This is a genomic window from Galbibacter orientalis DSM 19592 (genome assembly GCF_000260115.1).
Classification (GTDB): domain Bacteria; phylum Bacteroidota; class Bacteroidia; order Flavobacteriales; family Flavobacteriaceae; genus Galbibacter; species Galbibacter orientalis.
This window is the reverse complement of the sequence record NZ_JH651379.1, coordinates 2,908,708-2,923,485: the sequence shown is the minus strand read 5'-3', so window position 1 is coordinate 2,923,485 and position 14,778 is coordinate 2,908,708. Positions and strand designations below refer to the sequence as shown.

The window sequence follows — 14,778 nt, the reverse complement described above, 5'->3', positions numbered from 1 at the left end:
CATTTTAGACGAAAATCAAGAAGACTCCTTACGTTTTTTTATCTTGAAATTCACCAATCCATTCCCCATACTTTCCTCTTCCTCTTCTTCTTTTTTAGCTTCTTTTTTAGGCTGATTTTCTTTATCAGGATTGGCTTCAAAAATCTTCCTTAAAAGTTGTCTAAAAGTATCAAACTCTACTTGGTAAGAAATCCCAAACCCTTGTGTATACCCTTGCTGCTGTGCAAAGAATTGCTGAATTTGATCCTCGCGGTTAAATATTCGTGCAATTAAACTTCCTTCTTCATTTAAAAGTATTTGCACTTCCACATCTCCCGCAACAACTGTTTCTGTAACCCCTCCCACAGGAACTCCAATTTTACCATTAATTAAAATCCGTTCACTAATTTGTGTGGAAACGGTAACTCCTAATCGGTCTTCAGAAACAAAATCCAATTCTGGATTCTTTTCTCCAATGTCATAAGATACTCCAACATCAAATTTACCATCTCCAGAATTTAGTACTTGGTTAAATAAACTCGAAGCAGTTTGCACTAAGTTTCCGGTTACAGCGGTTTGATTAATACTTAATTCATTTAAAAATACCCCTTGAGATAGTAATGAAAAAGCTTGGAGCTCTCTTTTAGAGTTATCGTCTAAACGGTATTGTAATTCTGCATTTATAACAGCATTAGCCGACGGAAAATTAATTTCGTAATCCAAAGAAGGCTGCATTAATTGTCCTTGTAATTTTATAATAACATCGGTTTCTAATTTACGAGTAAGCAAACTGTTCTCCAAAAGAACAGCAGGATTTGCGTAAAGCGAATATTTGGCAGCAATATTCATATCTACATCATCTAGTGGATCTCCTTCCCAATTGATAGTTCCTCCTGGTTGTACTACAAAACGTTTGTTTATAAAACCTCCATATTTAAATAGATATTCTCCTGTATAGGTAATAAAATCTCCATACATTCTAAACTTTCCATTGGTATTAATCTCTATAAGTAAGTTTCCTGCGCCTGTACCTTTTAAAGTGCTTCGGGTTTTGGGATCTATAATTATTTCTACCTCGGCATCTGGAGTTACATCTAAATCAAACTGCATTTCTACACCTTTTACTTCTGCAAGTTTTTGACGTTCTGCTTCTTCTTTTGATTCATTTTTATCAATAAAATTAATAATTGAAGTATCTCCTATTTCAGTAATATCACTAACAGGAATTACAAAAGTTGTTCCTTTTTCTGTTCTTGCATTTACATCAATATTTATCATTTTATTGGTAAGCCCATAAATTTGAGCCTTCCCACTTATAAATCCTGTTCCATAATATAAGGATTCTTCTTGCATTTTTGTATTTAGCACCAAAAAGCGTTCGTCTTCAGTATCCAAATAAAGATCGAGATACCAGTCTTTAAAATGATCGTATGTTATAGATCCATTTAGTTTAGCTTGTGTTTTGTACTGGGTGTCTATAATTCCAATATCACCAAATTTAAATGAGCGTCCTTCTAAATTTACATCGGCTATCTTTTCAAAATCAAGATCTACATTTAGATAAGGAATTTTTAATCCGCCATCGGTTATTTGTAGGGCACCATTCATTTCTGGATTTTCTATGGCGCCAGTGAGTTTAAAATCTCCAGAAGCTAATCCACGCATATTAGAAATTACATCTCCTCCAAGCGGACTTAACGCTTTAAGGTTTAAACTTTCCAACCGTCCACTTAAATCTAGTTGTGTACTTTTTTCAGTAGAAATAATGTCTCCTAAAATATTTAACGACTCTCTATCCTGATTTACAATTTTGGCATTTACTGCAAACTGACTCAAATTATCGTTCCCAAGAATGGAGAGAAATAAGTTCCCTAACGGTAAATCGTTTACTTTAAAGTCAGAAATTTTAACATTAGATGAAGGTGTATAATTACTATTACGCTGAAGAATATTTAAGTAACCATCTACAATTCCATCTAGTTTTAAACTATCTACTTCTGGCATTATTTTATCCAAGGTAACCTTATCAAACTGAAGGTCGATATCTTTATAAGTACTATCTCTTAGAGTCCCCTCCAAACTAATTTGCTCGTCTTGGTAATTCATCACTACCCTACTTATATTTATGGTATCTAATGTCTTACTAAAACTTACTTTATTATCTGTATCGTTATCTTCATTTATAATCCAATCTCGTCCTTTAAACCCTAGCTGAGAGCGTTTCAAACCAATTACTGACTCCTGTTTATTATTAAAGGTATGATAAAAATTAAGATTGTAAATATCATTAAATTCTTTCCCTCCTTTAAACTCAGTTCTAAAAAATAGCGTGTCGTTAATTTTGGTATTTATTAAAGAAAAATCGGTAACATCATAAATATTAGATTCGATATTTTGAACTTCTACATAGGTATTATACAGCGGATTTTTATTATCTATTTGAATTTGAATATTATCAAATATATTTCCGTTGGCATTAATTTTAGGAGAATTAAAATTTAGTTTAAAGTCGCCTTCATCTGCAACAATACTTCCTTTTATAAATGTATTACTTCCAAACTCAATTTTTGGGAAAAATACTTCTATAATTTTGTTATAAATTTTAAAATTAAAATCTACATACTGCCCTTCGGCTACGGGTTCTGGCTTATAATTGGTATAAATACTTCCAATAGAATTCTTTACTAAATTCCCCAACTCCCTAACTCTATATTTACCTTTTAACGAGCCCGTTATAATATCTGGAGAATTTACAGTTATAATCCGTTCTTCTTCTTTAAACTCGGAGGTAACCGTAAAATCATCAAAATAATAACTATCATTTTGGTTGGTATAATTTGTTTTATAAAAACTTATTTCTCCTGCAAGATCATACAAGCTATTTCCAGACATATCTGCCACAATATTTCCTTTAAAAACCGAAATACTATCTCTAGAGACAAAATTTAATCGGTTTAAATCAATATTATTTACAGAAGCCACAAATTTAAATTCGTTGGTAGTTCCAGAGAGGTCTGCCAAACCTTTAAAAGCAACATCAAAGTTTTGATCCTTTGAGGTAACAGAACCATCAAACAATTGATCTTTTAAAATCCCAGAAACTTTAAGGTTTTTATATTCGTATCCGTTATAATTTACACTGAAGATTTCTCCTATTATTTCGGTATTAAGCGATTCTTGTTTGAATCCTTGTCCGTCTACATTTACATCTAAATTGGTTAACCCCAACGATTCATCTTCTAGGAAAATTCCCATATCAAAATCTTGTAAAGACAGTAATCCCTTATAAGATGCATTGTCTATATTGTCAATATTTGTAAGTGTTAAATCGGAATACCCTTTTCCTATATCTGAAATCAAATTTACTTTTGCATAAACCGATTGCTCTGTAATTCTCATACTTCCAAAAACGGAAAGTTGACCAAATTTACTAAAAGAAGAAGGTAAGGTTTTACCGAGAATTCCAGGTAATAAATTGGTAAGCTGATAATAATTTGAAGAAACATTATTAATATGAGCATCTATACTAAAAGGCTTTGCTTTTTCGAATAAATTATTAAATACAAAGTCGCCATCAATCAAGGTGTTTCCAGAAGTCATCTTTAAATTATTCATGGCTAACTTATTCAAAACCCCTTCAAAATCTGTTGATAATTCTACCTTTTTTCCGCTTCCAAATTCATCAAAATAAAGATTAATCTCATCCAAAGCTACAGTAGATTCTTCAAAGTTCCCTGTAAGATTTACTTCATTTAAAAAATCTTTAAAATCTTCAATTTTATAATCAAAAACAACATTTCCTTTAATATAAGATTCTGGAGTTTCTATAGATAAACTATCCAATCTCATTGCTGTTTTAGTATAAGAAAAATCTGTCTGCAAACGATTTACAACCACTCCCTTTTTTGTAGTAAAATCTAACTGGTCTACACCAACCGTAACTTTAGGTCCTAAAATTTGAAAAGAATCGGCTTCTATATGAAGGTTTTCTAGGCCAACAATAAGCGGATTTTCTTTATTTTCGTCCACCAACCTAAACTCACTTTTATTAACAGAAATATGAGACGAGGTCATCAAAAAAGGATTATTAGGGTCTCCTTCTCCACTATCCAACTTATCTACAAAAACGTTTAAATTGGTATTATCTTCTCCTTTATGAATTTTTAAATTCAATAATAATTCATCAGCTCGGATATCGCCAAATTCTAGATCGCCTTTAACCACATGGCGTAAACTAAGGATTGAGGTATTTAATTTATTTATATAAACTAAGGTATCCTTTTTATAATCTTCAATATAAACCCCTTTAATATTTACATCTCCAAAAAATGGCATAAACTGAACGCCATCAATATAAATACGGGTATTAAAAGTTTCATTTAAATAATTGGTAGCCCTTTTAGCAATAGAAGTTTGGACAAAAGGTAACGACAGAAAAATACTAGTCAATACCACTATTAGTATTAAAACAAGTAGTACCCTAAATAATATTTTCCTTAGTTTTTTGATAGATTTTAATGTTTTACCTTTGCTTATTAATTTCCAGTTTCAAAGATAGCATGAATACTCAAGATGTTTACATACTAGCGATAGAATCTTCTTGCGATGATACTTCGGCAGCTGTATTACACAACGATAAAGTGTTGAGCAATGTTGTTGCCAACCAAAAAATTCACGAAGAATATGGCGGCGTGGTTCCAGAGCTTGCCTCAAGGGCACATCAACAAAATATTGTTCCGGTGGTTCATCAAGCATTAAGCAAGGCAAATATCGATAAAAAACAGTTAGCTGCAATAGCTTTTACGCGTGGCCCTGGATTAATGGGATCTTTGCTTGTAGGAACTTCCTTTGCTAAGTCCTTGGCGCTAGGTTTAAACATTCCTCTCATAGAGGTTAACCATATGCAAGCGCATATTTTAGCACATTTTATTGACGAGCCTGATACTCCAAAACCTAGTTTTCCTTTTTTAGCAATGACTATTAGCGGCGGACATACCCAAATTGTTAAAGTTTATAACCACTTTGAAATGGAAGTTATTGGGGAAACTATAGATGATGCTGTTGGAGAAGCTTTTGACAAATCGGCTAAAATATTAGGACTCCCCTATCCAGGTGGTCCTTTAATTGATAAATATGCCCAATTAGGTAACCCAAAAGCATTTCCATTTCCTAAACCTAAAGTTGGCGAATTAAACTTTAGTTTTAGCGGCTTTAAAACAGCGGTTCTTTATTTTATTCAGAAAGAGGTAAAGGAAAATCCTAATTTTATTGAAGAAAATTTGTACGATATATGTGCTTCCATTCAATATACAATAATTGGAATTTTAATTGATAAACTGAAAAAAGCCTCCAAGCAAACAGGAATCAAACAAATAGCCATTGGCGGTGGCGTTTCTGCAAACTCTGGAATTAGAAAAGCTTTAAAAGAAGGAGAACAACGTTTTGGTTGGAAAACTTTTGTTCCTAAATTTGAATACACAACAGACAATGCTGGAATGATTGGAATTGTTGGATATTATAAATTTTTAAACCAAGATTTTACAAATCAAACAATTACAGCAAAAGCTAGATTTGCGCTCTAATCTTGATTTGATAAACTAACTTTTCAACTTTCAACGTCTTAACTTTTAAACTTTCAACTTTCAACATATTAACTCACATCTCTATGCAACTTTTTTACGCACCAGAATTAGAAAGCAACGCACAACAATTTACTTTCGACAAAGAAGAAAGTAGGCATATTAGTAAAGTGCTCCGTAAAAAAGAAGGAGATACCTTATATATTACCAATGGTAAAGGATGGCTTTTTGATGCTGAAATAATTAATGCTGACATAAAAAATTGCGTTGTAACTATTAAGGACGCCAATTTAAAATATAAAAAGAATTACTATTTACATATGGCGGTGGCTCCAACAAAAATGAACGACCGCTTTGAATGGTTTTTGGAGAAAGCTACAGAAATTGGTATTGATGAAATTACGCCTATAATTTGCGACCATTCCGAGCGAAAAACTATAAAAATAGAACGCTACGAAAAAATCCTACAAGCAGCTATGAAGCAATCTTTAAATTGCTACTTACCAAAACTAAACGATGCCATAAATTTTACTTCTTTTTTAGATGAAAAAAGAGAGGGTCAATTATTTATTGCACATTGCGAAGAGCAAGAGAAATACGATTTAAAACGAAAAATTATGGCAGACAATAAGGTTTTAATTCTTATTGGGCCAGAAGGCGATTTTTCTTTAAATGAAATAAAAACAGCAGTAGATCATGGATTTACTCCTGTAAGTTTAAGCGACAATCGTTTACGTACAGAAACCGCTGCTATTGTAGCCTGCCACATAGTTTCCTTGATAAATTCTTAATTACAATCCCAAGTAAAATTAGCTACTTTATAGTTTAAAGTAGGCTTATAATTATAATGCCACCACTCTGAAGTTATAGCGCCAAAACCGAAAGATTCCATTGTAGTTTTTAATAATTTTCGGTTATCTAACACTTCTTTTGGCAAATCGGTATACGCATGTCTTGCCTTTCTTCCAAAGAAATCAAATGGAGTTCCCATCTCCAGTTCTTTGCCCTCTAAAGTAGTCAACGTAATATCTACAGCGCCTCCCTTATTATGTATAGAGCCTTTTGCCGGATTGGCAACATAAGTAGCATTTGGAACAATTTTCCACATTTTCTTCTGCACATCATGCGGACGGTAGCAATCAAAAAACTTAATCCGATACCCTTTTTCCATAAAAGCCTGATTTGCTTTTAGCAGCCCTCTAGCGGTTACAGCCCGAACATAACATTCTCCACAATCGTAAACTTGTGCTTTTAAAAAATTGTCTTCTGTAGCATACTTCATTTCATAGACAAAATCATCACTATAATCTGCTAATCTTACAAAAGTAGTATCAGAAATAGATGCCAGAGGAGTTATATTTTTTTCGGGTATTGTAGTAGCTTCTTCTTCTACTATTGTGTCTTCAGCTACTTCTACTCCAACTTCAGACGCATTCTCATTAGAAACTTGAGGAGTTTTTGACTTTTGTTTGCAGGATAATAAACCTATAAACATTACTACAACTAATATTTTTTTCATCTGTTACTGTTTATTTGTAAGTATTAGGGAATAAATATGGTTATTTTTTAGCTTCTCTAAATAATTTACCGTTATACCCCTCAAAAAGGTACAATTCCAATTTGTGAGTAAAGGTATAAAAAAGCTAAACATTAAAGTTTTCACAAAACTTAAAACTCATACAATAGAAAATAATATTTAACTAAAATTTTGTAAGACTCTATAGATAAACGGATAGCTAAATCCGTTGAAATACATACACACTTTAATAGTAAATAATCGTTGATAGTTTTAAGCTTTTCTTATAAAACACTTATAAAGTGGTTAACAATTTCGTTTAAATAAGCATCCTACATTTGAACCAGCAAACCAATTTTTAATTAATAATTAAAACTATTTAATCATGAAAAAACACATTTTAGTAATAGCAACTTTATTAGTAGGAACCATAGCAAGCGCACAATCTTGGTCTGATGAGGTCCAATTAGGTGCCCGCGGGGGTTTAAACTTTTCTAGTGTAGCTGGAGATGATATTGACAGTCCAGATAACAGAACCAGTTTTTATGCTGGTTTAGTTGCTGAAGCGCCATTAAGTGAGCGTTTTTCTGTTCAGCCAGAGGTTTTCTATTCAGGTCAAGGATTTGATTTGGATGATATCGATGCAGAATTCCAAGTAGATTATATTCAAGTTCCACTTTTGGCAAAAGTATATTTAGCTGAAGGATTTAACTTACATGCAGGTCCACAAGTAGGTTTTAAAGTGAATGAAGAATTAGATTTTCAACCAACGGAAGATGCTGGAGATTTTGATACCGACCAAATTAATGATATCGATTTTCAGTTAACCGGTGGTGCCGAATATAAATTTGAAAACGGCTTCTTTTTACAAGCCAGATACTCTTATGGATTATCTGAAGTTGTAGAAGATACAGACATTCACAACTCAGTATTTTCAGCTGGTTTAGGATTCATGTTCTAATAACCAAATTTTAAGTTCCCCTAGAACTTACCAATATCCGCACTCTTTATATTTTTAATTTGAGTGCGGATATTTTTATTTAAACCCTTCTATATTACACATCTAAAAATTTTAAATGCCGAAAATCTATGATTCTCTAAAAATTAAAGTCAAAACATGAATTAAGTAATCTACGTATTTAAAATTAAGTATTTTTACTTATATTTGATTCAAAATTACGTAGTCATGAAGAAAATCATAGTAATCGGAAATGGAATGGTTGGTTATAAGTTTTGCGAAAAACTAGTAAATAAAACCAATAGAAATGATTTTAAAATTGAAGTTTTTGGTGAGGAACCAAGACCTGCTTATGATAGAGTGCATCTAAGTGAGTATTTTGGAGAAAAATCTGCCAATGAACTTTTACTTGCTCCAACCAATTGGTATTTAGAAAACGACATTACACTTCATACTTCTTCATTAATTTCAAATATTGATACTCAGAAAAGAGAAATAACTACTTATAAAAATGAAACTTATACATATGATTATCTAGTTATAGCTACTGGTTCGTCTCCTTTTATCCCTCCAATTAAAGGCTCCGAAAAATCTGGGGTCTTTGTATACAGAACGTTAGAAGACTTAGACGCAATGAAAACCTATGCTTCTAAAATAAAAAAAGAAGGAAAAGCACAAGCCGCTGTACTTGGTGGCGGGTTATTAGGTTTGGAGGCCGCAAATGCAGCCAAAGAACTGGGCATGGAAACTCATGTTATTGAATTTGCTCCTAGGTTAATGCCTAGACAACTAGATTTACCTGCCAGTAATCTATTAAAAAGTAAAATAGAACAAATGGATATTAAAGTTCATTTGGAAAAAGCTACCTCAGAAATTATTGGAGAAAATGCTATTGAAGCAATGCAATTTAACGACAATACTTCTTTAAAAGTAGATATGTTAATTATCTCTGCGGGGATTCGCCCGAGAGACGAATTAGCTAGAGAAGCTGGAATAAAAGTTGGAGAACGTGGTGGAATTTGGGTAAATAATAAAATGCAAACATCAGCAGAAAATGTGTATGCCATTGGAGAAGTTGCGCTTTATAATGATGGTATTTATGGATTGGTAGCTCCTGGTTACGATATGGCAAATGTAGCTGTAGAGCAAATTACTGGTGGAGATACTACCATGGTTTCATCTATTGACATGTCCACTCAACTAAAATTAATTGGAACTGAGGTTGCTAGCTTTGGAGATCCTTTTATTGAAAATGATGATGTATCGGTTATCTCTTTTGAAAACAAACACAAAGGAATTTACAAACGAATTAACGTAACTAAAGATGGTTCAAAACTCTTAGGAGGAATTCTAGTAGGAGATTCTTCAGATTATAATACTTTATTTCAGTTACATATAAATGAAATGAAACTTCCAGAAAATCCTGAAGACTTAATTTTAGGAGCTCGGGGAGGCGAAAGTTCTTCTGTAGGAAGTGTGATGGATTTTCCTGACACTGCACAGATTTGTTCTTGTGAGAGTGTTACTAAAGGGAGTATCTGCGGGATGATAAAAGACGAATCTTGTTGTTCTCTTTCTGATGTTGTAAAAGCAACAAAAGCTACTAGCGGTTGCGGTGGATGTAAGCCAATGGTTGTTGATTTAGTAAACGAAACTTTAAAATCTTTAGGAAAAGAAGTAAAAGAAACCTTGTGTGAGCACTTTGCTTATAACCGACAAGAATTATATGATCTTATTAAAGTAAATAAGGTTAAGAATTACGACGAAGCTTTAGATTTATTTGGAAAAGGCGATGGTTGTGAAACTTGCAAACCTGCTTTAGCATCTTTATTTGCAAGCATTTATATGGAAACTGCAAATAAGCAAGTTACCATTCAAGATTCCAACGATAAATTTTTAGCGAATATTCAACGGAACGGAACCTACTCCATAGTTCCAAGAGTTGCTGGAGGAGAAATTTCACCTGAAAAATTAATGGTGTTAGGAAAAGTAGCTCAAAAGTATGACCTCTATACAAAAATAACAGGCGGACAACGCATTGACCTTTTTGGTGCGGAACTCCATGAATTACCTCTTATTTGGAAAGAATTAATAGATGCTGGGTTTGAAAGCGGACACGCATATGGAAAATCCTTAAGAACCGTAAAGAGCTGTGTTGGTTCTACATGGTGTAGATATGGAATGCATGAAAGTGTTTCTTTTGCTATTGAAATTGAAAACAGATACCGCGGATTACGCTCCCCTCACAAACTTAAAGGAGGCGTTTCTGGTTGCATTAGAGAGTGTGCAGAGGCAAGAGGAAAAGATTTTGGACTCATTGCTGTAGATGGTGGATGGAACTTATATGTATGTGGTAATGGTGGTGCAACCCCTAAACATGCAATTCTATTAGCAGAACAATTAGATGATGAAACTTGCGTAAAGTACCTTGATAGATTTTTAATGTATTACATAAGAACTGCCGCACCTCTTACACGCACTGCTCCATGGTTAGAAAAATTAGATGGAGGTATAGAACACCTAAAAAAAGTAATCATAGAAGACTCTTTAGGCATTGCTGAAGATTTAGAAAAAGAAATGCAAAGCCTTGTTAATAAGTACGAATGCGAATGGAAACAAGCTATTGAAGATCCAGAAATGATGAAAAGATTTAAGCATTTTGTCAACTCAGAAGATAGAGATAACAACATTGAATATGTAGCGCTTAGAGATCAAAAAATGCCTAAAGCTTGGATTTAATCTCATAGTAAGGGTTTACTTACTTTGGCATGGCTCAAATTAAAGAATATTCCAACTCATTATCTCTCGAGTGCTTGCACTGAGGTAAATTTTACAGTGGTCAGTTTATCAGTTGGTAGGAAGTTAGTTGTGAGAATTCTGCCAACTGCAAACTGAAAAATAGTTTATAACAATCAACTACCTCGGGGCAAGCCCACAAGGTAGTCAAAGGAAACAAATTTAATTTATTTCGACGCAGAGTCCTTCGGTAAACTCAGGACAGGCTCTGGAGAATAAAACCCTCTATGAGGGATTAATACTAATCTTACAATTTTTAAATTATGGAACAACTACTTCAACAATATCAATCGGTTACACAAAATAAAGTTATGCATTGGTTCAACGCTGGAAATATTAACGATTTCCCAGAAAATGGAGGCGCTTGTGTTAAATACAAAACAAAGCAAATTGCGGTATACAATTTCACCCGAAAATCGGCTTGGTATGCCTGTCAGAATTTATGTCCTCATAAAATGGAAATGGTACTTTCTCGAGGTATGGTGGGCGATTTAAGTGGGATTCCAAAAATTGCTTGTCCGCTACACAAAAAAACATTTTCCTTAGAAAATGGAGAAAATTTAAACGGGGAAGATTATAAAATTGCTACCTATCCTGTTAAAATTGAAAATGAAAATGTGTATATTGGCTTCACAGATTAAGAAAACAATATATGAGCCAGCCCAATTTTAAAGAAGCCATTGAAAAAATAGATCGTGCAAACGCTCAAGATCCGAATACAGAAACCTATCAAGGAAAAGAATACCCAAAAGAATTGTTGTACTCACAACGTATGACAGAAACCTTGCTTTCTTTTGAGCCTAATGCTAGTGAAGAATTACAAATTGCTGCCAGAGCTCAACATATAGAGCGTTGGAAAATAAACAGGAACTCTTACCCTATGGACCGAATTGGGTATTTAAAATGGAGAGAAGAACTCAAAAAAATGCATGCTGAAATTACTGCTGATATTTTAAATGAAGTTGGATACGATGACAGTTTTTCTGAAAGAGTTTCTTTTTTAATTAAGAAGAAATTACTTAAAAAAGATGAAGAAACTCAAACTTTAGAAGATGTAGTATGTTTAGTCTTTCTTCAGTATTATTTTGAAGATTTTGCCGACAAACATTCCGATGAAAAGATAATTGACATTCTACAAAAAACATGGGGAAAAATGTCGGATAAAGGTCATAAAGCAGCTCTAAAACTCCCCTTGAACAACAAGAGTTTATCGCTTATTAAACAAGCATTAGCTTAAAAACTATGAGCACAAAGGTCACTTCCTTAGACCAAAATACTTTTAACAAACTTAGAAAACTGTACATTATAGCCTTAAGTGCTATTGCGGTGTCTGTTATTCTAAGTCAGATTTTAGTACGTAAATATTTAAGGGACCAACAAGATGATGCTAAAATTATTAACATTGCTGGAAGGCAGCGAATGTTAAGTCAGAAACTTACCAAAGAAGTATTATTATACACAAATGCAAACCTTACTACTAATAAAGGAGAGGTTTTAGACAATATCAAAAGTACGCTCCAATTGTGGGAATCCTCTCACCAGTCTTTACAAAATGGGAATGATAGTTTACAAATAGAAGGTAATAATTCTGAAGCTATACAACTTATGTTTAAGGAGCTACAACCTTCTTTTACAAAAATCCAAACTTCTGTAAAAAACATACTTCAGGAGTCAAGTATTAATGCTTCAATTTTTAAAAAGCAAATTCAGCAAGAAACCGCTAATTTAAGAATTCAAGAACAACAGTTTTTAACTATTATGGATCGTATTGTAAATCAATATGATAAAGAGGCAACACTAAAAGTAGAAAAACTTCAGAAGTTAGAATTCATTTTACTTATTGTAACCCTCGCCATTTTATTAGCCGAGTTTTTATTCATCTTTTGGCCAGCAGCAAAACGAACAAAACAAACAATTAAAAACCTATTAGTTTCCGAAGAAAAAGCAAAAGAAATGGCTTTTAATGCAGATGCCCTTAGTCAGGCAAAAGAAAAATCTGTAAATCAATTAAAAGCATTAAGTTTAGTTATGGAGCAAACATTATTATTTGCTCGTATCTCCTTAGACGGCTATTTAATTCATCTAGGAAATAAATTTTCCAGTCGGTTTAATTATAGAAGTTTTAGCAATACAACAAAGTTTTCTGAAGTAATTTCTACGGATAAAAAAGAACAAGAATATATCGAAACCCTCCTTGCAAACCATCAAAATACGGGCTGGCAGGGAGAAATAAAAGGAACTCTAGCCAATGGTGAAGCTATTTGGTTAGAAATGTCTATTATTCCTTATCATTCTGGCGAACAAAAAGATGAATTATTGCTTATTTGCTTTGATATTACGGAACGTAAAAAAGCGCAGCTTCAAATAGAACGTCTCACTAAAGAGCGTTTCGAAGCTAAAATTGATCAACAAAAAACACTTTCAGCAAAAATAATTGAAAACCAAGAACAAGAACAAAATCGGATTGCCAAAGATATCCATGACGGAATTGGACAAATGCTAACTGGATTAAAATTTAATATTGAAAGTATTGACGTTAAAAACACAGAGAGAACCGCTGAAAAAATTGAGCATTTAAAGGAGCTAACAACTAATATTATTAAAGGAGTTAGAACAGCTACTTTTAATTTAACACCACCAGAATTAACCGACCATGGTATAGTTCCAGCACTTACAAAGCTCTCTCAAGAATTAGCAAAGTTTACGGGCAAGAATATTGTATTGTTTAATAAAACTGAGTTTAACGATCGGTTGGATTCTCTTACAGAAATTAACATATACAGAATTACGCAGGAGGCTGTTAATAATGCCATTAAATATGCCGAATCTACTCATATAATTATTACAATTTCTCATAGTAAAGAGTTACTTAGCATTACTATTGATGATAACGGTAGAGGGTTTGATACTAATAAATTAAAACCAAGAGAAAATGGCGAGGGTGGTATGGGGCTCACCTTTATGAAAGAGCGTATTAACTACATCAACGGACGATTATTTATGAGCTCTAACCCTGGAGAAGGAACACGAGTAACCATGAATGTGCCTATTTAGAAATAAGGGATTTGTTATAATTGACGAAAAAATTTACTAGCCACCAATTTACAAATACATCTATATTATTTTTTTAATCCTACCATGAACCCCTACAGGAAAAGGGAAAATTTATATCCGTGAATCTGTGGCTAAAATTTATGAGCTCAATAAAAGCATTACTTAGTAGGTTAAGTATTTTTCCGTATTTTCGTACTTAGAATACGACTAACGCAACTATGGAACATATTAATATTATTCTTGCAGACGACCATGTTCTTGTAAGAGATGGAATCAAATCTTTATTGGAAGACGATAAATCAATACATGTAATTGATGAAGCTTCTAATGGCAAAGAAGCATTGGAAATTATTGCGAAAAATAAACCTGATTTATTAGTTGTAGATATTAGAATGCCAGAAATGAATGGTATAGAAGTTGTAAAACGACTCAAAAAATCAAACCCCGAAGTAAAAGCCTTGGTACTTTCTATGCACGATTCTGAAGAATACGTAGTACAATCCATACAATCTGGAGCAGACGGTTATTTATTAAAAGGTTCTAGTAAAGAAGAATTCTTAAAAGCTTTACATACCGTTGCGGAAGGTGGGAAATATTTTTCTGGTGATGTTTCTTCTATAATCATCAATAATTTTGTTGATGGAAAACCTAAAAAAGTTACTGATACTTCTGTTGAAAACGACTTTAATCTTACCAAAAGAGAAAAACAAATTCTGAAACACGTACTTAAAGGATTAAGTAACAAAGAAATTGCCGAAGAATTAAAAATTAGTAAACGGACAGCAGAAGTACACCGCTTTAACTTGATGAAAAAATTAGAAGTGAAAAATCAGATGGAGCTTGCTAACAAAGCAAATACTTATAACCTACTTTAACCCCTCCCTCATAAGGAATTC

General features: G+C 33.0%; 10 protein-coding genes. 8 read left to right on the top strand and 2 right to left on the bottom strand.

Annotated elements, in window-relative coordinates; all coding sequences use genetic code 11:
• Positions 1–15 precede the first annotated feature (15 nt).
• Positions 16–4,434 (bottom strand): translocation/assembly module TamB domain-containing protein, encoded by a 4,419-nt coding sequence (locus JOOMADRAFT_RS12845; protein ID WP_008614035.1) that lies wholly within the window; start codon positions 4,432–4,434, stop codon positions 16–18.
• Positions 4,435–4,538: 104 nt separating this feature from the next.
• Here JOOMADRAFT_RS12845 and tsaD point away from each other — a divergent pair, with 104 nt between their 5' ends.
• Complete coding sequence (tsaD, locus tag JOOMADRAFT_RS12840) at positions 4,539–5,561, top strand: tRNA (adenosine(37)-N6)-threonylcarbamoyltransferase complex transferase subunit TsaD (protein ID WP_008614034.1); 1,023 nt, start codon at positions 4,539–4,541, stop codon at positions 5,559–5,561.
• 83 nt (positions 5,562–5,644) lie between these two features.
• Positions 5,645–6,349: a 16S rRNA (uracil(1498)-N(3))-methyltransferase gene (locus JOOMADRAFT_RS12835; protein WP_008614033.1), complete on the top strand. Its 705-nt coding sequence runs from the start codon at positions 5,645–5,647 to the stop codon at positions 6,347–6,349.
• On the opposite strand, the gene JOOMADRAFT_RS12830 is transcribed toward JOOMADRAFT_RS12835, so the two are convergent.
• Positions 6,346–7,077: a M15 family metallopeptidase gene (locus JOOMADRAFT_RS12830; RefSeq protein ID WP_008614032.1), complete on the bottom strand. Its 732-nt coding sequence runs from the start codon at positions 7,075–7,077 to the stop codon at positions 6,346–6,348. The genes JOOMADRAFT_RS12835 and JOOMADRAFT_RS12830 overlap by 4 nt on opposite strands.
• Before the next feature lie 382 nt (positions 7,078–7,459).
• Between JOOMADRAFT_RS12830 and JOOMADRAFT_RS12825 the strand changes: the two genes are divergently transcribed.
• The 6 genes from JOOMADRAFT_RS12825 (at position 7,460) to JOOMADRAFT_RS12800 (ending at position 14,757) form a co-directional block, all read left to right on the top strand.
• Positions 7,460–8,035 carry a porin family protein gene (locus tag JOOMADRAFT_RS12825; RefSeq protein WP_008614031.1) on the top strand — a complete coding sequence of 192 codons (576 nt, stop codon included), beginning with the start codon at positions 7,460–7,462 and terminating at the stop codon, positions 8,033–8,035.
• A 225-nt stretch (positions 8,036–8,260) separates the two neighbouring features.
• Positions 8,261–10,771, top strand: coding sequence for a nitrite reductase large subunit NirB (nirB, locus tag JOOMADRAFT_RS12820; protein ID WP_008614030.1), 2,511 nt, complete (start codon positions 8,261–8,263; stop codon positions 10,769–10,771).
• A gap of 320 nt (positions 10,772–11,091) precedes the next feature.
• Entirely contained in the window at positions 11,092–11,469 is a 378-nt protein-coding gene (gene nirD / locus JOOMADRAFT_RS12815) for a nitrite reductase small subunit NirD (RefSeq protein ID WP_008614029.1), read from the top strand.
• A gap of 11 nt (positions 11,470–11,480) precedes the next feature.
• Positions 11,481–12,065: a DUF4202 domain-containing protein gene (locus JOOMADRAFT_RS12810; RefSeq protein ID WP_008614028.1), complete on the top strand. Its 585-nt coding sequence runs from the start codon at positions 11,481–11,483 to the stop codon at positions 12,063–12,065.
• A gap of 5 nt (positions 12,066–12,070) precedes the next feature.
• Positions 12,071–13,882: a sensor histidine kinase gene (locus JOOMADRAFT_RS12805; RefSeq protein WP_008614027.1), complete on the top strand. Its 1,812-nt coding sequence runs from the start codon at positions 12,071–12,073 to the stop codon at positions 13,880–13,882.
• 218 nt (positions 13,883–14,100) lie between these two features.
• Positions 14,101–14,757, top strand: coding sequence for a response regulator transcription factor (locus JOOMADRAFT_RS12800; RefSeq protein WP_008614026.1), 657 nt, complete (start codon positions 14,101–14,103; stop codon positions 14,755–14,757).
• Positions 14,758–14,778: the final 21 nt, after the last annotated feature.

Bases quoted from the DNA above. Each gene is read 5' to 3' on its own strand.
- JOOMADRAFT_RS12825 (WP_008614031.1), top strand. From the start codon at position 7,460: ATGAAAAAACACATTTTAGTAATAGCAACTTTATTAGTAGGAACCATA.
- nirB (WP_008614030.1), top strand. From the start codon at position 8,261: ATGAAGAAAATCATAGTAATCGGAAATGGAATGGTTGGTTATAAGTTT.
- JOOMADRAFT_RS12805 (WP_008614027.1), top strand. From the start codon at position 12,071: ATGAGCACAAAGGTCACTTCCTTAGACCAAAATACTTTTAACAAACTT.
- JOOMADRAFT_RS12810 (WP_008614028.1), top strand. From the start codon at position 11,481: ATGAGCCAGCCCAATTTTAAAGAAGCCATTGAAAAAATAGATCGTGCA.
- nirD (WP_008614029.1), top strand. From the start codon at position 11,092: ATGGAACAACTACTTCAACAATATCAATCGGTTACACAAAATAAAGTT.
- JOOMADRAFT_RS12800 (WP_008614026.1), top strand. From the start codon at position 14,101: ATGGAACATATTAATATTATTCTTGCAGACGACCATGTTCTTGTAAGA.
- JOOMADRAFT_RS12830 (WP_008614032.1), bottom strand. From the start codon at position 7,077: ATGAAAAAAATATTAGTTGTAGTAATGTTTATAGGTTTATTATCCTGC.
- tsaD (WP_008614034.1), top strand. From the start codon at position 4,539: ATGAATACTCAAGATGTTTACATACTAGCGATAGAATCTTCTTGCGAT.
- JOOMADRAFT_RS12835 (WP_008614033.1), top strand. From the start codon at position 5,645: ATGCAACTTTTTTACGCACCAGAATTAGAAAGCAACGCACAACAATTT.